This is a genomic window from Mucilaginibacter sp. R-33, assembly GCF_049949235.1.
Taxonomy (GTDB): Bacteria; Bacteroidota; Bacteroidia; order Sphingobacteriales; family Sphingobacteriaceae; genus Mucilaginibacter.
Genome location: NZ_CP188089.1, coordinates 5,550,735 through 5,575,577, shown reverse-complemented (window position 1 = coordinate 5,575,577; position 24,843 = coordinate 5,550,735). Strand labels below are relative to the sequence as shown.

At 43.3% G+C, this 24,843-nt stretch carries 24 protein-coding genes and 1 pseudogene; 11 read left to right on the top strand and 14 right to left on the bottom strand.

The genetic code is table 11. The features are described 5' to 3' along the window. The first annotated feature begins 89 nt into the window (after window positions 1-89). Entirely contained in the window at window positions 90-437 is a 348-nt protein-coding gene (gene rplS / locus ACP26M_RS23110) for a 50S ribosomal protein L19 (RefSeq protein ID WP_090532282.1), read from the top strand. Between the two features lie 713 nt (window positions 438-1,150). On the opposite strand, the pseudogene ACP26M_RS23105 reads toward rplS, so the two are convergent. The 4 genes and pseudogenes from ACP26M_RS23105 to ACP26M_RS23090 all read right to left on the bottom strand — a co-directional run. Continuing rightward, a pseudogene (locus tag ACP26M_RS23105) lies at window positions 1,151-1,804 on the bottom strand (phosphatidylserine decarboxylase family protein); the annotation flags it as partial. Window positions 1,805-1,830: 26 nt separating this feature from the next. Next, complete coding sequence (locus ACP26M_RS23100; protein ID WP_188833633.1) at window positions 1,831-2,637, bottom strand: phosphatidate cytidylyltransferase; 807 nt, start codon at window positions 2,635-2,637, stop codon at window positions 1,831-1,833. Beyond that, window positions 2,634-2,846 (bottom strand): DUF2007 domain-containing protein, encoded by a 213-nt coding sequence (locus ACP26M_RS23095; protein WP_090532286.1) that lies wholly within the window; start codon window positions 2,844-2,846, stop codon window positions 2,634-2,636. The genes ACP26M_RS23100 and ACP26M_RS23095 overlap by 4 nt, the downstream gene beginning before the upstream one ends. After that, on the bottom strand, window positions 2,847-3,791 hold the full coding sequence (locus tag ACP26M_RS23090; RefSeq protein WP_090532289.1) for a CPBP family intramembrane glutamic endopeptidase: 945 nt from the start codon (window positions 3,789-3,791) through the stop codon (window positions 2,847-2,849). 39 nt (window positions 3,792-3,830) lie between these two features. On the opposite strand from ACP26M_RS23090, the gene dusB reads away from it, so the two are divergent. Both dusB and apaG read left to right on the top strand, forming a co-directional pair. Then, window positions 3,831-4,823, top strand: coding sequence for a tRNA dihydrouridine synthase DusB (gene dusB, locus ACP26M_RS23085; RefSeq protein ID WP_426583645.1), 993 nt, complete (start codon window positions 3,831-3,833; stop codon window positions 4,821-4,823). A gap of 45 nt (window positions 4,824-4,868) precedes the next feature. Beyond that, window positions 4,869-5,255, top strand: coding sequence for a Co2+/Mg2+ efflux protein ApaG (gene apaG / locus ACP26M_RS23080; protein ID WP_090532292.1), 387 nt, complete (start codon window positions 4,869-4,871; stop codon window positions 5,253-5,255). 109 nt (window positions 5,256-5,364) lie between these two features. On the opposite strand, the gene ACP26M_RS23075 is transcribed toward apaG, so the two are convergent. Next, complete coding sequence (locus tag ACP26M_RS23075) at window positions 5,365-6,306, bottom strand: YXWGXW repeat-containing protein (protein ID WP_426583642.1); 942 nt, start codon at window positions 6,304-6,306, stop codon at window positions 5,365-5,367. A gap of 228 nt (window positions 6,307-6,534) precedes the next feature. Beyond that, on the bottom strand, window positions 6,535-7,263 hold the full coding sequence (locus tag ACP26M_RS23070) for a zinc metallopeptidase (RefSeq protein ID WP_090532294.1): 729 nt from the start codon (window positions 7,261-7,263) through the stop codon (window positions 6,535-6,537). A gap of 149 nt (window positions 7,264-7,412) precedes the next feature. Between ACP26M_RS23070 and ACP26M_RS23065 the strand changes: the two genes are divergently transcribed. From ACP26M_RS23065 to bshC, 7 genes are all read left to right on the top strand, one after another. Continuing rightward, the gene (locus tag ACP26M_RS23065) at window positions 7,413-8,555 is read left to right on the top strand and encodes an NAD(P)/FAD-dependent oxidoreductase (RefSeq protein ID WP_426583640.1); all 1,143 of its coding nucleotides are present in this window, start codon (window positions 7,413-7,415) and stop codon (window positions 8,553-8,555) included. A gap of 419 nt (window positions 8,556-8,974) precedes the next feature. Continuing rightward, window positions 8,975-9,208 (top strand): 50S ribosomal protein L28, encoded by a 234-nt coding sequence (gene rpmB / locus ACP26M_RS23060; RefSeq protein WP_022830076.1) that lies wholly within the window; start codon window positions 8,975-8,977, stop codon window positions 9,206-9,208. 82 nt (window positions 9,209-9,290) lie between these two features. Beyond that, window positions 9,291-9,473, top strand: a complete 183-nt coding sequence (rpmG, locus tag ACP26M_RS23055; RefSeq protein ID WP_022830075.1) for a 50S ribosomal protein L33 — start codon at window positions 9,291-9,293, stop codon at window positions 9,471-9,473. An 83-nt stretch (window positions 9,474-9,556) separates the two neighbouring features. Then, entirely contained in the window at window positions 9,557-9,721 is a 165-nt protein-coding gene (locus ACP26M_RS23050) for a DUF4295 domain-containing protein (RefSeq protein ID WP_090532298.1), read from the top strand. Window positions 9,722-9,927: 206 nt separating this feature from the next. Then, a complete protein-coding gene (gene ftsY / locus ACP26M_RS23045; RefSeq protein ID WP_129568978.1) occupies window positions 9,928-10,893 on the top strand; it encodes a signal recognition particle-docking protein FtsY in 966 nt (321 codons plus the stop codon). 102 nt (window positions 10,894-10,995) lie between these two features. Beyond that, the gene (gene rimO, locus ACP26M_RS23040) at window positions 10,996-12,333 is read left to right on the top strand and encodes a 30S ribosomal protein S12 methylthiotransferase RimO (protein ID WP_426583636.1); all 1,338 of its coding nucleotides are present in this window, start codon (window positions 10,996-10,998) and stop codon (window positions 12,331-12,333) included. A 132-nt stretch (window positions 12,334-12,465) separates the two neighbouring features. Next, the gene (gene bshC, locus ACP26M_RS23035; RefSeq protein WP_426583634.1) at window positions 12,466-14,082 is read left to right on the top strand and encodes a bacillithiol biosynthesis cysteine-adding enzyme BshC; all 1,617 of its coding nucleotides are present in this window, start codon (window positions 12,466-12,468) and stop codon (window positions 14,080-14,082) included. 73 nt (window positions 14,083-14,155) lie between these two features. Here bshC and ACP26M_RS23030 read toward each other — a convergent pair whose 3' ends face one another. From ACP26M_RS23030 to ACP26M_RS22995, 8 genes are all read right to left on the bottom strand, one after another. Next, entirely contained in the window at window positions 14,156-14,863 is a 708-nt protein-coding gene (locus ACP26M_RS23030; RefSeq protein ID WP_426583632.1) for a peptidoglycan DD-metalloendopeptidase family protein, read from the bottom strand. A 9-nt stretch (window positions 14,864-14,872) separates the two neighbouring features. Continuing rightward, a complete protein-coding gene (rbfA, locus tag ACP26M_RS23025; protein WP_090532309.1) occupies window positions 14,873-15,250 on the bottom strand; it encodes a 30S ribosome-binding factor RbfA in 378 nt (125 codons plus the stop codon). 99 nt (window positions 15,251-15,349) lie between these two features. Beyond that, on the bottom strand, window positions 15,350-15,715 hold the full coding sequence (locus tag ACP26M_RS23020) for a hypothetical protein (protein ID WP_090532839.1): 366 nt from the start codon (window positions 15,713-15,715) through the stop codon (window positions 15,350-15,352). A 15-nt stretch (window positions 15,716-15,730) separates the two neighbouring features. Then, window positions 15,731-16,957: an FtsX-like permease family protein gene (locus tag ACP26M_RS23015; protein WP_426583629.1), complete on the bottom strand. Its 1,227-nt coding sequence runs from the start codon at window positions 16,955-16,957 to the stop codon at window positions 15,731-15,733. Between the two features lie 62 nt (window positions 16,958-17,019). Then, the gene (locus tag ACP26M_RS23010; protein WP_426583627.1) at window positions 17,020-17,658 is read right to left on the bottom strand and encodes an MBL fold metallo-hydrolase; all 639 of its coding nucleotides are present in this window, start codon (window positions 17,656-17,658) and stop codon (window positions 17,020-17,022) included. 146 nt (window positions 17,659-17,804) lie between these two features. After that, window positions 17,805-18,434 (bottom strand): SprT-like domain-containing protein, encoded by a 630-nt coding sequence (locus ACP26M_RS23005; protein ID WP_090532317.1) that lies wholly within the window; start codon window positions 18,432-18,434, stop codon window positions 17,805-17,807. A gap of 183 nt (window positions 18,435-18,617) precedes the next feature. Further along, window positions 18,618-19,835: a hypothetical protein gene (locus ACP26M_RS23000; RefSeq protein ID WP_426583625.1), complete on the bottom strand. Its 1,218-nt coding sequence runs from the start codon at window positions 19,833-19,835 to the stop codon at window positions 18,618-18,620. Then, window positions 19,828-22,230: a DUF2339 domain-containing protein gene (locus ACP26M_RS22995; protein WP_426583623.1), complete on the bottom strand. Its 2,403-nt coding sequence runs from the start codon at window positions 22,228-22,230 to the stop codon at window positions 19,828-19,830. The genes ACP26M_RS23000 and ACP26M_RS22995 overlap by 8 nt, the downstream gene beginning before the upstream one ends. 153 nt (window positions 22,231-22,383) lie before the next feature. Here ACP26M_RS22995 and ACP26M_RS22990 point away from each other — a divergent pair, with 153 nt between their 5' ends. Then, complete coding sequence (locus ACP26M_RS22990) at window positions 22,384-24,768, top strand: alpha-L-rhamnosidase C-terminal domain-containing protein (RefSeq protein WP_426583621.1); 2,385 nt, start codon at window positions 22,384-22,386, stop codon at window positions 24,766-24,768. Window positions 24,769-24,843 lie beyond the last annotated feature (75 nt).

Below are 24,843 nucleotides of genomic sequence, written 5' to 3'. Positions count from 1 at the left end.
TTTAAATTTGGCTTTCTTTTATTGAAAATAATCCCTATACTTGCAATCCGATTTTTACGGGCTAAAAATCGCATTAAGAGCTTAAAATCATGGATTTAGTAAAATTTGTTGAAGAGCAATCAGTAGAAAAAAAGCAGCTTCCATCCTTCAAAGCTGGTGATACTGTAAGTGTTCACTATAAAATCAGAGAAGGAAATAAAGAACGCGTTCAGGTTTACCAAGGTGTTGTTATTCAGCGTAACAGCGTTGGTGTAAGCGAAACTTTTACTGTGCGTAAAGTATCAAATGGCATTGGCGTTGAGCGTATCTTCCCTGTTAACTCTCCAAACATCGACAAGATCGAAGTTAACAGCGTTGGTAAAGTTCGTCGTTCTAAACTATACTACCTGCGTGCCCTTACTGGTAAAGCAGCTCGTATCAAATCAAAACGCGTTTAATTTACCCAACCGCTTAGCGGTATATAAAAGATTAAAAGGCCTTTCTGAAATAATTTCGGTAAGGCCTTTTGCCATGTGATGGTTTTTGAAAAACGGTCCTCTTAATCTGTTGATTTTCAAATACGAAGGCAAAGGCAAGCTATCAAAGTAAACTACCGCGGGTTTGTAACCCGTGGTGAACCATGGCTTAAGCTTTCGGTTTCAACGATATCGAATCACAGATTACGCCGCCACTAAACCTGCGACAGTGCAACAGCCATAAAAACCACGTCATTGCGAAGCAATCCCCAACTTTACAGAGCGAATTTGCATAGCCGCTATACTAATAGAGGATTACTTCTTACCTCGCAATGACGCATTTAAATAGCTTTTCGAAAAAGCACAAAAAAAGCAGATGAGTTCCCCATCTGCCTTTCTTTATATAAAACGTACGCTAATTATTCGCTATCCGCTTCCTTTGCCGCATCACCACTATCAACTTTTTTAGCTTTTGATGCTGTTTTTTTCTTAACAGGTTTCTCTGCGGCGCTTTCTTCCACTGCCGGATTTTCAGCTGTCTCAGGATGATCAACCACCAGTGACGGAGCAGGAGTAATACTGTTCATGGTAGGTGTTTCCTCTACCAAAACGGCTGGCTCAACTGGAGCTGCAGGCGGCTCAGGAACAACAATTGCATCAGGCTTTGCAGCTTCTTTTACCGGCTCCGGATCAACCAGCTCAGCCAAAACCGTACGACCGCCTTTTACTACATCGCCAATATTTACCAGGATCTTAGTACCCAGCGGCAGGAAAACATCCACTCTCGAGCCAAACTTAATAAAACCGAACTGTTGGCCCTGCTCAACAATATCCCCTTGTTTAACATACCAAACTATGCGGCGGGCCAGTGCACCGGCTATCTGTCTGAACAATACAGTTACACCTTTGCTGTTTTCAATAGCTATAGTTGTACGTTCGTTCTCGGTTGATGATTTAGGATGCCAGGCCACCAGGTATTTACCTTTATGGTATTTAAAATAACTTACCACACCTGCAATAGGGTTACGGTTCACGTGCACATTAACCGGCGACATGAAAACCGATAATTGAATACGTTTATCTTTTAAAAATTCGGTTTCTTCAGTTTCTTCAATCACTACAACCTTGCCATCGGCAGGGCAAAGGATAGTATTTTCGGCGGTTTCAATATCAAAGAATGGACTGCGGAAAAACTGCAGGATGATCAAAAATAAAGCACCCGAAAAAATATAAACTATCCATTTCAGCGTATGCGCAGTTGGCATGTAAAACTGGATGAGCGCATTTAAAACAAAAATGAACAGGATAGTAATAGCGAGTGAGGTATAGCCTTCTTTATGTATGGTCATTATTTATTGTGTTTAATACAAAACTACTAATTTGAAATTAAGTACAGGTATGCATATACAATTGGCGCGGCCATCAGCAAGCCGTCAAACCTGTCGAGCAGGCCGCCATGGCCTGGTAATATGCCCCCCGAATCTTTTACGTTAAGGCTGCGCTTGAACATGGATTCAACCAGATCACCCATGGTACCAAAGTTTGAGATGATAAGCGACATAATGATCCAGTCGAAACAATTGTATTCTGTATAAAAACGGCTCAAAATATATGCCGCCAAAGCGCAGATCAGGATGCCCCCGATAAAGCCTTCCCATGATTTTTTAGGCGAATGTCTTTCAAACAACTTGTTACGGCCAAATTTGCTGCCCACCAGGTAAGCCCCGGTATCATTGCTCCACAGCATAATTAAAAAGCCAAGCGGCACGTGAAAGTTAAAAACACCATCTCCCCGCGTAAAAGCCATGGCATGGAAAAACATGAACGGCACAACAGCCATCAGCAAACCCAAATAAGTGAAGCCAATATTAGTGAATGGCGCGGTAGATTTTTTATATAACTCGCCTATCGGAATAAAGCTAAGCAGTATGGGCAGCAGGATAATATATTTATATGCCGAGAAATAGCAGTTAGCCGCAAAAAAGAAGAACATGATTACGCCGGCAAGTGCCCCAGTAAAACGCTCGGGCTGCATACCGCCCTGTTTAACCAGCTTGTAAAACTCCAGCAAGCAAAACAGGCTCAATAACAGGTAAAAAACACTAAATACATACGGGCCTAACAAATTAGACCCGATCATTACGATAATAAAAAATAAGCCAGTGATGGCGCGTTGTTTCATATATTAATTTGATTGAGGATCATGATCTCAATAGCCTTACTAAAATCCTCCTGGTGAATGTAAACTTCTATTTCGCCAAAGCTCCGGTGCGATGAATCCTGTTTATTCAGCAAAACGGTATCAATATGATTCCCGGTAAGCATTTGCTTAACAATTTCTGATTGGTAAAAATTAGTTGAAGTAAAAATTTTGACCCAGTTTTTTTCCATTTAACTCAACAGCGGGCTTTTTCCTTTAGCAGTATTTCTGTACATAAAAAGCAAAATTAAAATAATTATCAGGCTTAATGCATAGCTCTGGTAATTAAAAACGTGCTGATCGTTAGGATCAAGCGTAATGCGCTTTTGCGAATACAGATACAGGATCACAACCTGGGTGGCATTATTTAAAAAATGCGCCCAAACACTTGTCCAGATACTGCCGCTCCACATTACAAAATAGCCAAAAAACACGCCCAGCGCCACACGCGGTAAAAAGGTAAAAAACTCCATATGAAAAGCACTGAAAAGGATAGCCGTGATCCAGATAGCTGCATGCGGATTTCCTGTCCACCGGATCATGATGGTTTGCAAACACCCCCTGAATAAAAACTCTTCGGCAATGGCAGTTAACAACCCAACTACTAAAACCGCAAAAAGCATGTCGGATATGGTCTTCATTTGAAGCATGGCTTCGGTGGCTTTTTGGGCCTGGGCCTCCATTGCGCGCAACGCATCTTCCAAACTTTTTAATGGGGCCGGCAAAACCAGTTTCTGGTTAACATTTACTAATACCTCCATAACCGGGGATGAACAGATCATGATAGAGAGGATCAGCAATAACAGCACCGGTGGAAATTTGGGGGTAATCTTCAAATAATCTACAGGTTCCCTTACTATAAAGCGCGCAAAAATTACAGGGGCAAGATATAAGGGCAACGTAGTACTGATGATTTGCAACGTCCATAAAGCGGCACCAACATGCGGATTTCGGGTATTAAAAGTAAATGTATCCGTAAGTGTTTGTGATCCGAATATTACCCCGATAATCCCGGCAGCTATTAAACCGCACACAATCAGCATCCCTATAGTTAGCGCAATCAGTATTATAAATTGTAAAAACGGCGTTATTTGACTTCCCTGTGGCTGAGGGCTTTGATATGAGGCTTTTATCATTCGATGTAAAATTCGTATTTTTGCAGGCTAAAGATAAGGATGTCTGTACAAATAGGAAATATTGATTTAGGGGAGTTCCCGCTGCTGCTGGCGCCGATGGAAGATGTGAGTGATCCGCCCTTCCGTTATGTGTGCAAGCAAAACGGCGCGGATATGATGTATACAGAGTTTATTTCAAGCGAAGGCCTTATCCGCGATGCGGCAAAAAGCAGGCAAAAGCTGGATATTTTTGAATACGAAAGGCCTATCGGCATCCAGATCTTCGGCAGTGATATTGACCACATGCGCGAAGCTACCGAAATAGCTACGCTGGCCAATCCCGATTTAATGGATATTAATTATGGCTGCCCGGTAAAACAGGTGGCCTGCCGCGGTGCCGGCGCAAGCCTTTTACAGGATATTGATAAAATGGTAGCCATGACCAAAGCGGTTGTTGAGGCCACACATTTACCGGTAACCGTAAAAACCCGCCTGGGCTGGGACGATAACACTAAAAATGTTTACGAAGTTGCCGAACGCCTGCAGGATGTGGGGATCAAGGCACTTACTATACACGGCCGTACCCGCTCGCAGATGTATAAAGGCGAAGCCGATTGGTCGTTGATCAGGGATATCAAAAAAAATCCGCGGATAAAAATCCCCATTTTCGGCAATGGCGACATCGATTCGCCCGAAAAAGCAGCCGCTTGGCGCATGGAATATGAGGTTGACGGCATGATGATCGGTCGTGCGGCGATTGGTTATCCATGGATTTTCCGCGAAATAAAGCATTATTTTAAAACCGGCGAATACCTGGATAAGCCAACAATTGCCGAACGTGTGGCAGCTTGCCGTGCCCATTTATACAAATCACTAGAGTGGAAAGGCCCTAAAACGGGCATTTTTGAGATGCGCAGGCATTACTCTAATTATTTTAAAGGTATAGATCATTTCAAAGAGTTCAGGATGCGTTTTGTTACTGCCCCTGACCTTGAAGCAGTTGACCAGATATTGGCCGAGATCGAAGAAAAATATGCCATCGAAATGGCTTAATATTTGCTCCCTTTCCATATATTTGAAATAAACGATACTTGTCACATGGTTACCACTATAACTGAGGGTGTTAAGGTTTCCATCGAAACCATATATCAGCCGGAGTATTCAAACCCGGCAAACGATCATTTTATGTTTGCCTACAAGGTAAGCATCGAAAACATGACCAACTACGCCATCAGGTTGATGAGCCGTCACTGGTATATATTTGACTCAAACGGTGCAAAGCGCGAAGTGGAAGGCGAAGGTGTAGTAGGCCAGCAGCCTGTTATTGAGCCGGGCCATACCCATGAGTATGTATCAGGCTGTAACCTTAAAACCGACATGGGCAACATGAAAGGCGAATACCACATGATCCGCCTGTTGGATAACGCCAACTTCAATGTACAAATCCCGGAGTTTTATCTGATAGCGCCATACAGGTTGAATTGAGAGTCAAGACGGCAAGATTCAAGAAACAAGAAAGACACTTAAAAAATATAACGGCCTAATTGATGATTCAGTTAGGCCGTTTCTTTATATATGAGTATTAAGATTGGGGCTATCGTTGTCTTTCCCTATGCGGTCTTTCTTCGCGCGGAGCCAAAGCTTGCCTGCGGGGAGCCCTGTTACTATGCTGCCCGGCGGGTCTTGCACCAGCATTATTTGTAGCGGCAACATTTGCCCTTCTGGCAGGAGCGTGGCTGTTAGTAGCATTATCAGCAGATGGAGCAGCATTAGCTTTATGCGCCTGGCCATCCCCGGCATTTGCTCTTGATGATGGTTGCGCCCGGTTTCCTTCAAGGGTAAAACGGCTTCCGTTGACCTTGTTCATCGCAGCGGTTGCCGGATGCCCGTTATTATTTTTTGCAAATTGGCTTGGGTCTTTTACCGCAACCTGCCGGTGGGTAATCTGATCAGCCGTAGGCTGTATGTGACTTTCCTTTTCGGCAGCCTGCTCTTGCGGCTGTGGTTTTGCGGTCACACCACCCGGTCCGTTAAAACTGTTATTATTAACGGTAACATTGTTATTGATAACAGTTTTGTTGACATAGGTATTATGCACAACCGTGTTATTAACATTCACAACAGCGGTATTGTACTGAAATGAGTTGCCGGCCCAGCGCCCGCCAACATAACCGGTTCCAACATAACCATAGCCATAATTAACCCCGCCGTAAAACCCGATATGGTGGCCCCAATAACCCTCATGGTAAACATAAACAGCACCGTCGTAGCCCCAGTAACCCGGCGTCCACAAATATCCCACCCTGGGTGGGCTTACCCATACACCCGGAACCCAGTAATATCCGCCATCCTGGTCATAAGCCCAATAACCGGGTGTCCATAAATACCCGTCAACAGGGCAGGGCGGCTGGGTATAGGTTGGCAATACAGGCGGTGCTATATTTACAGAAACACCTATACTGATTTGTGCATAGGTTTTAACGGATGCTACTGACACTATCAAAAGCACCATAAATACACTTGCTATTTTTTTCATGATATATGATTTTACCCAAACCTACCCGTGTAACATGAACATTACATTAAGTTTCGGCCTGTTAAATGAACGAAACATGAAGTAGAGACAGGAAGTCAAGATTCAAGAAACAAGAAAAGAAAACTTAAAAAGAGAAAGCCCTAACCGAATTGTCGATTAGGGCCTTTTTGCTTCTTGATTTCGTTCTTCCTTCTTTAACTCTTGATTTCTTGCCTCCTGCCTCTAATCTTAATTCCTCCTGTTAAACAAAAACGAAGCATAGTAAACCAGCGTAGCCAAAGCGCTCAACGCGGCAACTACATAGGTCATGGCAGCCCACCAGAGGGCATCTTTTGCCATTTCATGTTCTTGTCCGGTTTGTACTACAGCATAATTGTTATCCAACCAGGCTAACGCCCGGCGACTTGCATCAAACTCAACCGGCAGGGTTATAAAGCTAAAAAATGTAACCAGTGCAAGCGCGGCAACACCAACTGCCAAAACATAAGGGCTACCTGAAAAGAATAACAGCATAATGCCGATGAACAAAGTCCACTGGGTAATAGTTGATGCCACGTTGATAACGGGCACCATAGCCGAACGGAAACTTAGCCAGCCATAAGCTTCGGCATGTTGCACAGCATGGCCGCATTCATGTGCGGCGACAGCGGCAGCGGCGATACTGCGGCTGTAAAAAACATCGGTACTCAGGTTAACTGTTTTCGTTTCGGGGTTATAATGATCGGTAAGCTGTCCTTCAACACAAATTACCTGTACATCAAAGATACCATGGGCGCGCAGCATCTTCACGGCTACTTCCTGTCCCGATAAGCCAGACATTAAGCCAATTTCAGAATACTGCTTAATTTTACTCCTGAACCGCCATTGTACAATAAAGCTTACCAGGGCAACAATAATCATCAGGAACCAGGCCGAGTTCGGCGCGATGTATCCCATAATTAATGATATGTGATTCATATGATATTGATAAATATAAGTTAAAACTAAGTAGGTTGAAACCTTACAAACGTTACAGCGCTTGTTCAAAAACTATTCCGCTTTAAGCAAAAGTTTAAAAGCATTCGGTTACCTCAAAGTTTTTGCCTCCCGAATAGCTATTTTTGAACATGTTAGAGCCATCATTTTCATACTGGGAGCGTACAGCCTTTACTGATAATGCCGATGTTATCATTATTGGCAGCGGACTTGTTGGCCTTAGCGCCGCCCTTCAGTTAAAAAAACAGCAACCAACCTTAAAAGTTTTAGTGTTGGAACGAGGCTTCTTACCGTCAGGCGCCAGTACTAAAAACGCTGGTTTTGCCTGTTTTGGTACAGTTTCGGAGCAAATTGAGGCAATAAATCATTCATCAGAAACGGAGGCCATGCACCTGGTAGCTTACAAGTGGAAAGGACTGCAACGTTTAAGGGAAAATTTGGGTGACGCTAACATCGATTATTATCAATATGGCGGGCATGAACTGTTTATGGATCATGAGGAAAGCCATGCACGTGAGTGTATTGATCAAATAAACCACCTTAACAAATTATTAAAACAAGCTATAGGCCGGGCTGACATTTATTCAGTAGCCGATGAAAAAATTGCAGGTTTTGGCTTCAATAAAGTGAAGCATATCATATACAACCCTTTTGAAGGACAGATTCACACCGGCAAAATGATGCGTGCTCTATTATATAAAGCATACCAACTCGGCGTATTGGTACTTAATAATTGTGGCATTTCCGTTATCGGGCAGGAAGATCAGCACATCAGGCTAAGTACCTCGCAAGGTATTTTTAAAGCGGGCAAAGTGATCCTGGCTACAAATGCTTTTGCAAGCCAGCTATATCCTCAGCTTGATGTAGTACCCGGCCGCGGACAGGTAATGATTACCAAGCCTGTTCCAGGGTTAAAACTTAAAGGCACTTATCATTTTAACCAGGGTTATTACTACTTCCGCAATATTGATGGGCGGGTATTGTTTGGCGGCGGCCGTAACCTCAATTATAAAGCGGAAGAAACCTGGGATTTTGGCCATACCGATGAAGTTAAACAGCAATTGATAAACTATCTGAACCAGGTGATTCTCCCCGGCCAAAATGTTGAGATTGATTATTGGTGGAGCGGCATCATGGGTTTCGGGCAGGACATCAGCCCGATAGTAAAACAAGTGCAGCCTAATATTTTTTGTGCTGTGAGATGCAATGGCATGGGCGTGGCGATGGGGAGTTTGGTAGGCGAGGAAGTAGCAGAGTTGTTACTTAATTCGTAAGTAATTGATTTTAAAAGCCCGATAAATTGGGATGTAAAAACGGCCTCTTAACCACATCATTGAACCCATTGCGTGCGGCCCCCCGGAGCGGAGACACGGTAAGGAGCCCGGGCCGAAGCAACGCTCTGTAATCGTTGATTAAAATTGTTTGCCGATTTTGTGTGAACCCGATTTGATGAAACTAAAAGAATTCATCGAATTTATTTAGCATTCTGTTAATTGATCAAATTACAGGATCTGGGTTCAGACAACAGTAAGCACAGGTAAAAATAACCTGTTATCAGCTAAATAGATAAGCGCCTGGCACTGCTGTAAATCTTTTTTGAAAATTTTTCAAATCACTGTTGAATATTTGATTTAAAAGTCTGATATTTGCAAACTCTTTTTGGATAAAGGGTTGATAATTAAAAATATTTGTCATGTCAAGAATTTGTGATCTAACAGGAAAAGGATCTATCGTAGGTAACAACGTTTCAAACTCAAACGTTAAAACAAAACGCAGGTTTCATCCTAACTTGAAACTTAAAAAGTTTTATATTCCTGAAGAAGATAAATGGATTACCTTAAAGGTATCTACTTCTGCTGTAAAAACTATCAGCAAAAACGGTATTACCGCCTGCATCAATAAATTTGTTAAAAAAGGCTACATTTAGTAGTTAGCTTTCAAGTTTAGCAGTATAATAAAATTGAAAAATTACGTAAGCCGTGAGGTGACACGTACAACATAAAAAGAAAATGGCAAAAAAAGGCAACAGGGTTCAGGTGATTTTAGAGTGCACCGAACACAAAACAAGCGGTATGCCAGGCATGTCTCGCTATATCACCACTAAGAACAAAAAAAATACAACTGAAAGATTAGAGTTGAAAAAATTCAACCCTGTTTTGAGGAAAGTAACCGTTCACAAAGAGATTAAATAATTAGTTGACCGAATTGATTGGCTCATTAAGTTTTAATTTGATATGGCCAACTCAATAATTCACTAAATCAATAATTAAACAACATGGCAAAGAAAGTAGTTGCAACGCTGAAAGTAGCAGGTAAAGGCAAAGAATATTCAAAAGTGATCACCATGAATAAATCACCTAAAACTGGTGCTTATTCATTCAAAGAGCAAATTGTCCCTAACGATTTAGTTAAGGATGCAATTGCAGGTAAAACTATATAATCACTCTTTGATTAAAATATTGAAGCCGTCTTGTTTTAACGAGAGGGCTTTTTTTGTTGAATGAAATTAGATGTGCAAATTTCAGGTGTGCAAATGCGCAGATGAAGGAAGGTGATTTGATATGGCAACATATTTGAATACTGAAATTAGTACATTGAACAAACAATCTGCACATCTGAAATTAGCACATTTGCATATCAACGAACATGGGATTATTTGATTTTTTTAAGAAAAAGGAAAACACGCAGCAGGAACAGCAGGCGCTTGATACCGGTTTGGAAAAAACCAAGGATAACTTTTTTTCAAAGATCACCAAAGCCATCGCCGGTAAATCAACCGTTGATGATGATGTGTTGGATGAGCTGGAAGAGATCCTGGTTACATCCGACGTTGGCGTAAGCACCACGCTCAAGATCATTGACAGGATCCAGGCCCGTGTTGCTCGCGATAAATACGTAAGCACCAACGAGCTGAACGCCTTGTTAAAAGATGAAATTCAGCAACTGCTTGCCGAAAACAACAGTAACGACTTCCGCAATTTTGAATATGGCGATCATAAGCCATACGTAATTATGGTGGTTGGCGTTAACGGCGTAGGTAAAACTACTACTATAGGCAAGCTGGCTCATAAGCTAAAGCAGGCTGGCAACCAGGTTGTTTTAGGCGCTGCCGATACCTTTCGCGCAGCCGCGGTTGACCAGATTAAACTTTGGGGTGAACGTGTTGGTGTAAAAGTTGTTGCCCAGGCCATGGGATCCGATCCGGCTTCGGTTGCTTATGACACTTTGCGTTCAGCAGTGGCCAATGGTGATGACGTGGCTATTATAGATACTGCCGGAAGGTTACATAATAAAGTTGGCTTGATGAATGAGCTAACCAAGATCAAGAACGTGATGCAAAAGGTAATCCCGGGTGCCCCGCATGAGATACTGCTGGTACTGGACGCCTCAACCGGGCAAAACGCCATTGAGCAATGCAAGCAATTTACCGAAGCTACCAATGTAAACGCCCTGGCGCTAACCAAATTGGATGGTACAGCTAAAGGTGGTGTGGTTATAGGAATATCAGATCAGTTTAAGATCCCGGTTAAATATATAGGTGTTGGCGAGGGAATGGATCACCTGCAGCTGTTTGACAGGCAGGCGTTTGTAGATAGCTTATTTAAGCAATAACAGCCCCGCCCAACCCTCCCCGGTAGGGAGGGCTAAATGAACTTGAAAGTCTCCCCTACCGGAGGAGATTTAGAGGGGGCTTCCCTCAATGATTAGTGTGTTATGAAGACAAAAGAAATTTCCCGTCCATCAGTTAAACAGGCCAAACCCCGTGTAAACGTGGTTACGTTAGGCTGTTCAAAAAATATTTACGATTCGGAAATATTGATGGGCCAGTTGAAGGGCAACCAGTTTGATGTGGTGCATGAGGCCGAGAAGGTAGGCAAAAATGATATTATAGTAATTAATACCTGTGGCTTTATTGATAATGCCAAGCAGGAATCGATAGATACTATTCTGCAATACAGCGAACTTAAGGAGCAGGGCAAAGTAGGCAAGGTGATTGTTACCGGCTGCCTGAGCGAACGCTACAAACCCGAGCTTGAAGCCGAGATTACCAATGTTGATGCCTACTTTGGCACTAATGACCTGCAAAATTTATTAGCTACCGTAGGCGCAAACTATAAACACGAGTTGATAGGCGAGCGTCTATTAACCACACCTTCGCACTTTGCTTACTTTAAAATTGCTGAAGGTTGTAACCGTCCCTGTTCATTTTGTGCTATTCCGCTGATGCGTGGCAAGCACCTGAGCTCACCTATTGAGCAACTGGTTGAGGATGCTAAGAAATTGGCTAAAAACGGAACAAAAGAACTGATCCTGATTGCACAGGATTTAACCTATTACGGTCTTGACCTTTACGGCAAACGTAACCTGGATGAGCTGCTTCGTCGCTTATCTGACGTGAACGGAATTGAGTGGATCAGGCTGCAGTACGCTTACCCTTCAGGCTTCCCAATGGAGATCCTGGATGTGATGAACGAGCGCGAAAATATCTGCAAATATATGGATATGCCGTTGCAGCACATCACCGATAACATGCTGAAATCGATGCGCCGCGGTATTACCAAGCAAAAAACCATTGATATTGTGAACGAGATCCGCGATCGTGTACCGGGCATTGCTATGCGTACTACGTTAATCACCGGTTACCCGGGCGAAACCCAGCAGGATTTTGAAGAGATGGCACAATGGGTTGAGGATACCAGGTTCGACCGTTTGGGCTGTTTCACCTATTCGCACGAGGAAAAGACCCATGCTCATACTTTGGTTGATGATGTACCTGAAGAAGTAAAACAGGAGCGTGCCGATGCCATTATGGAAATCCAGCAGGGCATTTCTTTTGATAAAAACCAGGAAAAGATCGGCAATACCTATAAAGTGCTGATTGACAAAAAGGATGGTGGCTATTTTGTTGGCCGTACAGAATTTGATTCGCCCGAGGTTGATAACGAAGTTTTGATTGATGCCAGCATTGATTATGCTACCGTTGGCAGCTTTGTTAACGTAAAGATAGACAGCGCCGAAGACTTTGACCTTTATGGACAAATTGTAAAATAATGTTAATTTGCGGTCGGCTGTAAAGCGATTTGCGATTTATAATCTAATTTCGACATCAGCATTTAATTTTATTTGCTGATGTTTTGTTTTAGGCCAAATCCGAAATCGAACATCCCAAAACCGAAATGAAAAATGGACGCTTCCTGTATAAGTTATAAAGATACCGGTTTTTTTTCAAGCACAGTTGCCGAATACATCGACAATAAACCCGAACTACGGCCTTTTTATGATTACCGCCCGGATATGGCCGGTTTTGCCGAGTTTTTGAAAAACAAAAAGGTAGTTGCTGATCGCGAAGTGTTGGTACGTGTTTTAACTAAGCAGTACGAGTGTTTAGGCAAAGAGCCGGGTAAATTATGTACATATTCAACTGTCCTTACAGCCCAAAACCTGGAGCTGTTAAAACAGGATAATACCTATACCATTACAACCGGCCACCAGTTGAATATCTTCGCCGGACCTTTATATTTCCTTTATAAAATTGCAACGGCCATTAAACTGGCGCAGCAGTTAAAAGCCGCCCATCCCGATAAAAATTTTGTGCCTGTTTACTGGATGGCCAGCGAAGACCACGACTTTGCCGAGATCAACTATACTAACATAGGTGGTAAAAAAGTGCACTGGTGGTACGAGGCTTCGGGAGCCACAGGTCGTATCGACCCGGTGAGCATGCGCCAGGCACTTAACCAATACAAAGGCGTTTTAGGCATGGAAGGTCACGCTACTGACCTTGCCGAAATTGTTGAAACCGCCTATACCAAATTTGATAAGCTTGCTGATGCTACCAGATATCTTGTTAATTCACTTTTCGGACAATATGGTTTAGTTATCATTGATGCCGATGACCATGAATTTAAAAAAGAGTTCGCGGCCATTATTGAGCAGGATATCATTGGTCAGCATAGTTTTAAAAACATTACCGAAACCAACCAAAAGCTGCATGAGCTTGGTGTACACATCCAGGTTAACCCACGTGAGATCAATTTCTTTTACCTCAAAGATCAGCTTCGCGAGCGGATAGTTTTCGAGAATGACAGCTACCAGGTGCTTAATACTGAAATCAGGTTTACTGAAGCTGAACTGAAAAAGGAGATCGCCGAATATCCCGAACGCTTTAGCCCTAATGTAGTGATGCGCCCGCTTTACCAGGAATGTATTTTACCAAACATTGCCTACATCGGCGGTGGTGCAGAGGTAGTTTACTGGCTCGAGTTGAAATCCAATTTTGATTATTATAAAATTGATTTCCCTATCCTCATCCTTCGCAACTCGGCTTTGGTGATCAAAAAAGAACAGGCCGCCAAGGTTGAACGTATGAACCTTGACGCTATAGACCTGTTTAAACAAAGCGATGCCCTGCAAACCTATTGGATCAAAAAGCACAGCGGCCATAACCTGAGCATTGCCGAAGAATGGCGCGAAATGGAGAACCTTTTTGAGAAAATAAAACTCCGCGCATACAAAATCGACCCTACACTTTCACCATCAGCTGCGGCTGTACAGGCCCGCCTTAAAAAGGCAATGGATAACCTTGAAAAGAAACTGATCCGTGCCGAAAAGAGAAATTATAGTGTACGTTTGGAGCAGCTAACCGCCGTTAAAGCCGAGCTCTTCCCGAAAGACAGCCTGCAGGAGCGTTCTGAAAACTTCGGCCTTATGTATGTAAAATGGGGGCAAACTTTTATTGATGAGCTTATCCGCTTGTTTGAACCGCTTGATTTTAAGTTTACGGTATTAACGGAGAAATAACACTGTATCGTCCTAAAAAGATTTACCAGCCGCGGGGTTGTGGGGAAGACGCAATTATGCGTCTCTACGGGGGCTACCCTACATTCACCGCATCCGGAAACCTCAATATCAAGCCGGGGTCAGGTATATTCTTCTGCCAGATCTCTTTTTCTGAAAACTTAGCTACGCCGGGATAATCGCCTTGTTTACCTTCCATATCAAACATCAGCTGGAAATGTAAATGCGGCGGCCAATGGCCGTTTTCATCGGCATTGCCAAGGGTTGCTATTTGGTTGTTTTTAGACACAGGCATACCTTTAGAAAGCCCGTTCAGGCTTTTACGGCTTAAATGTCCGTACAGGCTGTAAAGGGTTAAGCCGTCAAGATCGTGCTGCAAAATGATGGTTGGGCCGTAGTCGCCGATGGTATTATTATCCTGGCAACTGTGTACCAAGCCATCAAGCGGGGCATATACAGGCGTTCCGGCAGCGTTCCAGATATCGACGCCCAAATGCAGGCGACGAGGCTCATCATCTGTGTCAAAATGACTGCTAAAGGCATAAATGGTACGGTGTTCCATATACCCGCCAATACCGTAACGGCAATTGTAGTCGCGCAGCTTTTCGCTCACTAACTGGCTAAACATCCACGGCTTGTTAATAACCTCAGCCGTCAACTCCTTATTGGCGGCGGTAAGGTCAAAATGGTAAAGGCGGTCATGATCTGCATCAAAATCAACCACTTTGCCAATGGCTTCGGGATGATTGTTAACGTAATTAGCAAACAAGGTGTGCCGGTCCATCAGTGGCTATTAGTTTTCTTCGGTATCGGGCTGGCGTTCCTCTTTACTGATCTTATCAAAGATCTTGTCCATGCGTTCAACGTATTCGCTGGTGTCATCAACAAAAAACTCAAGCTGCGGAATGATCCTTACCTGGTCTTTGATGCGGGCGCCCAGTTTGTACCTGATCTCCGAAGCGTGCGATTTGATGGTATGCAAAGCGGTTTGCACATTAGGATTGCCCAAAAAGCTTAAAAATATACGGGCTATGGCCAAATCGGGCGTTACGCGTACCTTGGTTATGGTTACCAGTGTATTAGGCAAATAATTCATGCCTTCGCGCTGAAAAATAGCTGCAAGGTCTTCCTGTATTACTCCGGCAAATTTTTGCTGACGTTTTGATTCCATGGGTTGTTAGTTACGCCGATAAGGCAGATGAGTGTTTAATGCTTAATGCAAAAGCCTAAGTTATTGTTTTAGGCTTTTATTAACAATGGCGGCAGGGGGTTAATTACATACGTCCTGCGGGATCTCTTTGGTTATTTTTACTACTTTTTTCACAACGAGGGTACTGTCATATTCAGACCCGCGGCCGACATCGCCGGATTTTGATTTTATGCCTTCAACCTCCACATAAACCGGTTCGTAAGGTTTTTCGAAATTGAGTTGGGAATACTGAAGCTCCAGTTGGGCCGAACTGTCAACAGCCCAAAACTCCTGGCCGCTATCGCAATCTTTAAATGATTTAATTTCGGGCCCCGCGCTGTACAAGCCTTTATAAAGCGTAACCCCATCTTTTTTATGGGCATCATTATTACATGCGTAAACAGCAATAACAACAAGCAGCAAAACAAAAACTTTGATATACCTCATACCCATTTAACAAATTTACAAATCCTGTTTGATTTCATCCAATCCTTTAATACTTAAACGGGCGCTGATGCCGGCAGCTATTACCGAAATGCCGCCAACGGTTAGCAGCACCAGGCCAAAATCCTTAATTTTAAGGTCGATAGGATACGAGTCTAACACCGACATTTTGGCCCCCATTTTTATCCATCCGTAATGCTGCTGCAGCAGGCAAAAAATGGTGCCCAGCGTTATGCCGATAACACAGCCAATAGCGGTGATCATCATTCCCTCAAAAAAGAAAATCCCCTGGATCATATTTTTATTGGCGCCCAGCCCGCTTAAAATGGCAATGTCCTTGCGCTTATCAATAACCAGCATGGTTAACGAGCCAATGATATTAAATATTGCGATGATAAGCACAAAGGTAAGGATCATGTAAACCGCCCAGCTTTCGTAATTAAGGGTTTTGTAAAGCTCGCTGTTTTGTTCCTTGCGGTTTTTTACGGTAAAGTTATTCCCTATTTTATCCTGGATGTCTTTTTGCATGGCATCGATACTGGTGCCGCGCTTAAAATTAAGCTGTAGTGAAGAAACATTTACCGGCTGGTCAAGCAGATCGCGGGCAAACTCAATGGGGGTTACAGCTATATCATCAAATTCCTGCTGTATGGCAAATACTCCTGATGGATTAATGCTGCGTACAACAAATTCATTTAAAGGATTAGCCGAATTTTCCGCACCGCGCCGCGGCGAATAGATCTGCATGGACGAAAGCTCGTCATGAACATTAATACCTAAGCTCCCCTGTATGGTAGCGCCAATAACGGCAAAATTTTGATCGCCGCTTTTAAGCGTGAATGAGCCGCTGGCTATGGTACTATCGAGCTGGTTGTTTTTCAAAAAATCATCGCTCACGCCCATCACGGTACCTAAAAATGGTTTATCGCCATATTTGATCAGGGCTTTTTCCTGCAATACTTCGGTAAATGAAAATACGCGCGCATCTTTATGCAGGGAAGCAAAGTAAGGTGTGTTGGGATTAAAAGTTTTGCCCAGTTTGGCTTCGATCTTTATTTCGGGCGTAAAGTTGCTGTATAACGAAAGGATAACTTTTTCAAAGCCATTGAACACCGAAAGAATGATAAGCAAAGCCGCGCTGCCAATGAGCACCCCCAGCATGGATATACCCGAAATAATATTGATAGCATGCATTTTTTTGCCCGAGAACAGGTAACGTTTTGCTATGTAAATGGAGGTGTTCAATTGTGTGGGAATTATGCGTTCAGGTTTTGCTTATGCTCAGTAAAACGTTGCTATGATGTTAACTAAGTTAAAAACGGATTGTTTTGTTTTTCGTAGCCGATGGTTGTTTCGGGGCCGTGGCCCGGATAAACGGTAACATCATCAGGCAGCGTAAACAGTTTGGTTTCGATGTTATCAATCAGTTGGGTGAAGTTACCTCCCGGCAAATCCGTGCGACCGATACTTTGCCTGAACAGGACATCGCCCCCTATCAATATCTTAGCCTCTTTATCATAAAAACACAAGTGAGCGGGTGAATGGCCGGGTGCGAATATCAGATGCAGCGTAGTATTGCCAAAGTGAACACTGCCGGTTTCAGGCAAAAATTCATCTGGCATAGGCGATACATCGTAACGGAAGCCCATAGATGGCGCATAAGCTACCACAGCAGCCAATACTTCCGACTCGCCAACGTGGAAACGGGGCTTAAGGCCATACTGGTCGAATACAAATTTATTGCCCAGCACATGATCGATATGGCAATGGGTGTTGAGCAGCATAACAGGCTTGAGGTTATTGTTTTTGATAAAGCCAACCACGGTGTTTTGCTCTGGTGCAGTATACATGCCCGGGTCAATGAGCACACATTCGCCGGTTTCATCATACAAAATATAAGTATTCTCCTGGTAAGGGTTATTTACAAATGATATAACTTTTGCCATGCGGTAAAAGTACGGAATAAATTGATTGGGTGCTTGGGGTAAGATTGAGCGATCGCTATTGCGCACGAAGCAATCTCCTATTGGCAGGTACGCCCTGTAAAGTTCGCGATTGCTTCGTTCCTCGCAATGACGATTGTTATATAATATTACGCCGCCGTTGCCCCTTCAATTAACTCCACCTCCGCTACCGGGCTGAACAGATAGATCCGCTTAGTAGCCACTTCAGTACATTTAAAGCGTTTACGCAACTTTTCGTCCTTGCGGAACACCCTGCCGTCCTTTAGCTTAAATAATGCCTTAAGCGGAATCTTTTCTACCGTTAAAATTGCTTCGGATGTTTTAGGGGGATCATATTTGCGCAGCGAACGGTACAGGTTCAAATCTGAGCAGCTTGACGCCGCCGGGTTATCCAGGTAGTTTACAATAGCCTTTTTAACATCTGCCGGGAAAATCTCTTTTTCAAAAAATGGCTGCATCATTTTTTTGAAATTGTTTTTCCATTCTGTTCCGTGGGGTTTGGCTTTTTGCTTATGCTCGTTCCAGGTATGCAGGTGTGCAAACTCATGCACTGTCGTTACCAGGAAAGCGTAGGGGTTAAGGTCGTAATTAACCGAGATACGGTGACCTTTGCCACCATAAGGCGAGCGGTAATCGCCAAATTTACTGTTACGGTTGCGCGAAATTTTAAATTCGCATTTGAAGTAGTCAATCCACCGGGCAATGAGCGGGGCCGCTTCTGCCGGTAGATATTTCTCTAAAACTTTTACTTTATCCAATTTTTACCTCAGTGCAAATGTAAGGATTTGTGGTTGATAGTCCATAAACCATGGTCGATGGTTTGTAAAACTTTGATTTACGATCTAAGTTTCTGCTGACGGTTATTTGCTCTAAAGTATAAGTCTGCCGGGATGGGCAAGCCTCTACATCCAATCTCATCCTAAATTCAAAGGGTGTAAATTTTATCTTTCCCCTTCCTTTTTCTTTACCTCCCTGGTCATCTTCAAAGTCAACAACAACAACAACCCTAACGAAACAATAATAGCTACCCAAATCAGTACGGTGTAATCTTTCCCGGCAGGTTTTACCGCCACTGCATAGCCGGTGTTTTTAACAACAGCCTCATGTTTAATAACCGGGGTGTTCCCTCCAATACTATCAGCAAAAAACTTAAGATCATATTCCGGGACCTGAGCCGAGGGGTCACCGACCAGGAACCGGTAGCTTTGCTTAGCTTCAAGGTAGCTGATCAAATATTCGTCGGATTGAAACGCTTTGATCTCACCGATGCTCAGTGGCTGGTTATCGCCGTTGCTTATCTCTATTAACAGGTGGTTGGCTTTTGCTGCAATTAACAGATCAGTTGTTTTATCTGATGACAGTTCGGCTTCGCTCAAGAGCTCTTTGCCATTGTTTACAAACTGGTGAACGGTAACACTTCGTTTATAATACCTCGGCGCGCTGATATTGAGGTGCAGCTTGTTTACCTGGTAATTATCGTTCAGCTTAATGTCGATAAAGGTAGTTTTATTACTATCGGCACGGGTGATGTTTAAAGGCGCAACAGGCGTGTAACTTTGAGCTGCCGATGCGTATTCCGTATAAATGCCGGCCTCCAAAAACTTAACCGGGTTTTTATTTTTATCGTTTACCTGGATTTTTAAATAGCGATAATTACTTGCCGGGAAGGATAACGACTGCAGATAGGTGCCTTCACTGTTTTGTACCGCTTCCTGCAGCGGTATCTCTTCTTGTATGGCAAACCACTGGTTCAAATCGTCACTGCCCAGCAGGTTTACCTTACGTTTCACTGCTGTGTTTTGCAGCCTGATCCAAAGACGGTCGAGCACCAGTCCCGTTTTATTTTCGATAATAAAAACAGTGCTGGTATCGGTTTTGGATGTGTTTCTGATCTCAGGAAAAACAACAAAACTTTTCTGGCTCTTTTGCGGGAGACTGCCGGCCTGGATGTATGGTACAAAATTACCATTCGCGTCTGCAATGCGAATGTCCGACAGATCGGGTTTGGCCTTTGCTACCAATTCCGGCTGTAGGCCAATACGGTAAAAGCCGTTGCTGTCAATCTTGTGCAGCGCGGCTTTATATTTAAAATTTTTTTGTGCCGATGCGGGCAATATGACTCCGCAAAGCAGCAGCGTTAAAAGCGTTAGCTTATTCATTTTTTTTAGCCTCATCATCGGCAATATTTTTTTTAGCTGTTCGCTGGTACATAAATGCCACAATAAGCAATAGTACTCCCAAACAAAAGAAAGCAGCTATTTTACCCCAAACCGGGATGTTTTTAATATCAAACAAAAATAATTTTAATAAAGTAAGCGAAAACAGCGTTAACGAAGCCACCCGCATTACCCGCAATTTATACCTCATGCCCAGCCACATCAGCGCGAAGGAAAGCAATCCCCATAATACAGGCAAACCGGTTTTTACATAAACAGTTTCTATTTGGTCGATAGAATTGGCTTTACTAAAAAATAGCAGGTTGCTCATCAGGCTTACTTCAAAGCTTAAAAACAAAACAACACCTGCACTTAATACCCACGTAAATACTTTTTTCAAACTTTCATTAATGCTTTGCTGACACAGGCGGATCACCCTGTAAAACAGCAAACCGATAAATACAGCACCTATCCAATGTGCCATAAAATGGGTTGTTGATGGTTTGCCACCTTCAAGCATTAGATGCTGCAATGTATAGTACTGCGGTGTAAGCATCAGGTAAACAGTTACACAAATCAGTAAAATGACAAGCTTAACACCGTTGGCAAAATTGATAACCGGTATTTTAGGCGACAGCATATAGTAGATAAACACAAACACAGGTGTATAAACCATTGCATACAAAACATTGAGTCCGGTATCCGGATAGTGGTTCAGAAACTGGTGGTTGATCTCCAGCAGGCCACTTAAGTAAAAAAGCACCATCGCTGCTACCCCAAAAAGCTGCCCGGTAAAAACATTGGTATGTGCCTGTTTGGTGGTGTCTTTTTTCACCAGCATCGAAAGTAGAAGCGAACTGATGGCAGCGAATACGGCAGTAATAAACCCTTTATTAGCAATTATGGTAAGGCTTTGAGTGTAGTTACCATAAGTTTGGAACAGATCCATTAACAAGCTCAGCAACATGGCTATCCATAAAAACACAGATGTATATTTCATGAGCTGGATGCCCGAGCGCAGGTATAGCCAATAAAGCAGCACCGTTTCTGAAGCCCAGAAAATGGTTATGTTATTGCCATGCAGCTGAATAGGAGCAGCCAGCGAAATAAACGTGAGCGTAATGCCGATAAGCAGGTACAAAATATTGGTATCCACCTTACGATTGCGGAACAGAATGTATGACAGCACCAGGTTTACCACAGCCAAACTCACGCAAAACAAACCCCGGTATTGCTCATCATGCATCATGGTTAACAGGTACAGGCCGGTAGCAAAATATAACCCGGTATTAAGAAGCAAAATGCTGAAATCGGACGCGATAAATTTTTTGTTTTCGCGTACGTTGTTGGCTATGTTGATAACAAAGTAAAGCGCGTAAAAAATACTGGCATAAATAAAGCCGAAATGGTAGGTAGGAGGTGTAAGTGTATACAGCACCGTTGAAAAAACAATTACCGTAAACCCAAACGAAACAATGTTAAGTACCCGCCATGCTTTATAGTAAGCAATGATGAGCAGCCCGGCATTTAATATCAGCAGGTAAATGAACAGACCGTTATAATTGGCGCTTCCGTTGCTCACCATAAAAGGACTGGCAAAACCGCCAACCAAAGCAATTACGGCCAGTTCCTGCTTATCATATAATAAGGAGAGTACCACTGCAAAAATGGTGATCACAATTAAAATGATAAATGCCGTGGTTTGGTTAAACAGGTGAAACTGCTGAAATGCCAATGTTATGGTAAAATAAAACACGGCCAATCCACCGCCTACAAGCACCGAGCTAAAGGCCTTATAACTATTGCGGAGCGCATGTGCAACACCAATTAAAATACCACCGCAAACAATACCTATGCCCACGCGGCCCACCAGCCCTATCCAATCGTTATCAATAGCATATTTTACAAAGAAGCCAATGGCCAGCACCAGGATGGCTATGCCTATTTTATTGATGAGGTTTTCGCCGATGAATTTTTCCAGGTCGGGATGGCGCTCAAAGAAAGACGGCCTGGGCTGCAAAGGTTTCGCGGGTCCAAAATCGCGTGTTTTTATAGGGCGATTGATGATCGATAAGCTGTCTTCAATAACTTCGGGTTGCCTTTCAACTTTAGGAGGCGTGATAGGCTCTGGTTTTATCTCTGCCTCAACAGGAGGTTTTACTTTTTCAACAAGAGGTTGTGGTATAACAAGCGCAGGAGGCGAAACGCTTGCAGGTGCCCGTTCTTCTACTTTTTTGACATCTTCAGCACCCGGCCGGGTTATCTTAAGCTGTTCAATAATACCTTTTAATTCGAATATTCTAAATTCAAGTTCTTTGATCTTATTGTTTAAACTGCCCTTGTGGTTCAGCATCATTATAATGATCACCACTAATAAAAAGACGGCTAATACATCCATAGTTTTAGGTTTGTAAAAAATAAAGATAACGGAATTATGAAATATTCCACCATCAGGCCTGCCGGCCAATAGGCATATTGCATATAAATTAAAGCTTTAATTGTAATTTAGCTGTACAGGCAAATGCCGATCACCTATAAACCACCCTATTTCATGAAGACATCTTTTAAACGTTACTTTTTTTTGTGTTTTCTTTTTATTACAGCATCCACCTATGCGCAAACCATCAGTCCGGCGCTTTTAAAACACCAGTGGAAAGCATCGTGGATCACTGTTCCACAGGAATCATTAAAAGAATATGGCGTTTATTACTTCAGGAAAAGCATTGAGCTTTCAGCTAAGCCTGCTTCTTTCGTCGTTCATGTATCGGCAGATAATCGTTATAAACTATACGTTAACCAAACTTTGGTTTCGTTAGGCCCCGCCCGCGGAGATACCTATTACTGGAACTATGAAACGGTTGATCTGGCACCATATCTTCAGTCGGGCAAAAACCTCATTGCCGCTGTAGTTTGGAATGATGGCGATTATCGCCCCGAAGCACAGATCTCCTTACAAACAGGTTTCATTATGCAGGGCGATACGCCAAATGAAGAAATCATCAATACCAATAAAACGTGGAAAGGCATCCGTGATAAATCATTTCAGCCTATTACCGGTATCGGCTGGCATCCATATTACGTTGCGGGGCCGGGCGAACGAGTGGATCTAAACCAATCGGTAAAAGATTGGAATACCGCCGGACTTGATGACAGTAACTGGAAAAACGCTGTGCGTATTGACAATGGAAACCCCAAAGGCGTAACCAATGCTTTTGGCTGGATGCTGGTGCCATCGTCAATTCCTGCTATGGAAATGACCAATCAAAGGATTCCGGTTTTAAGAAAAGCCGATGGTATAACTATTCCTTCTTCATTCCCGGCAAGCAAAACTGTGGTCACTATCCCGGCTAATACTTCGGCTACCTTGATACTCGACCAAACGTATCTTACTAACGCGTTTTTAACACTCAATTTTAGCAAGGGAAAAAATGCAGGTATCGGCATTAGCTATACCGAATCGTTGTTTAAAGCGCTTACCGGCCCGGAGGGTACTGTTAAAGGCAACCGGAATGATGTAGAGGGAAAGATCTTTGTTGGCAGGCGCGACAGCATAATTGCTGACGGCGCCTCCGGCAATTCATTTACTACCTTAACATGGCGCACTTTCAGGTATATCGAAGTAACAATAACCACCAAAGATGAGCCATTGGTTATTGACGATATTTACGGAACGTTTACCGGGTATCCGTTTAAAATGAATGCCAAACTGGAAACGCCCAACCCCGAAATGCAGCAAATACTGGATATTGGCTGGCGCACCGCCCGCCTTTGCGCCGGTGAAACCTATACCGACTGTCCATACTATGAACAGCTGCAATACGTTGGCGATACCCGCATCCAGGCGCTGGTATCTTTTTATAATAGCGGCGATGACCGCCTGGTGCGCAACGCCATTAACCAGATGGATCATTCCCGCCTGGCCGAAGGGATCACGCTAAGCCGTCACCCCTCGTTCTCGCCCCAAATTATTTCCACCTTTTCGCTTTGGTATATCGGCATGCTGCATGATTACTGGATGTACCGGCCCGATAGTTTATTTATTAAAGACAAGCTGCCCGGCATGCGCGATGTGCTCAATTTTTTCAGCAAGTATCAGCAAGCCGATGGCTCCTTAAAAGATACACCCTACTGGACATTTGTTGACTGGGTTAATGACAAAGGCTGGGATTTTGGCCAGGCCCCTAAAAGCGCCAAAGGCACTTCGGCTATATTAGATCTGCAGTTGATGTGGGCCTATCGGCAGGCCGCCGAAATAGAAGCAAAAATGGGAATGCCCGCGTTTGCTGCAATGTACAAGGTCAAAGCAGCGCAATTAAAAACCACTATCCAAAGTAAATACTGGGATGCTGGCAAAAAACTTTATGCCGATACCGAGGATAAACAACTATTCTCTCAGCATACTAACTCTATTGCTATACTGGCCGGGATGGTAAACAGCGCAGTGGCTCATGACATCAGCTTAAAACTATTGAATGACAGCACACTCACCAAATGCACCATCTACTTTAAATATTACCTGCACCAGGCTATGATTAAAGGCGGCCTGGGCGATGATTATTTAAACTGGCTTAACATCTGGCGGGATAATATCAAAATGGGATTGACTACTTGGGCCGAAATCTCCGACCTTGACCATAACCGCTCCGATTGTCACGCCTGGGGTGCAAGTCCAAACATTGAATTTTACCGTACCATTTTAGGGGTGGATACCTACGCGCCGGGGTTCAGCAAAATAAAAATTGAGCCGCATTTGGGCCAGATCAAAAACATTAGCGGCGAAGTGCCTCACCCTAACGGAAAAGTTTGTGCCAAATATGTGTTCGATAAAGGAAAATGGAGTATCAACATAGTGCTCCCCAAAAACACATCAGGCATTTTTGTGTGGAAAGGAAAAACTTTTACGCTAAAAACAGGTAATAACAGTTTAAGCATTTGAAAAAAATAACTGGGGTGTTTACATTTTACCTTAATTGCACTGATTTTGCCACGCATAAGTAAAATACTTTTAAAT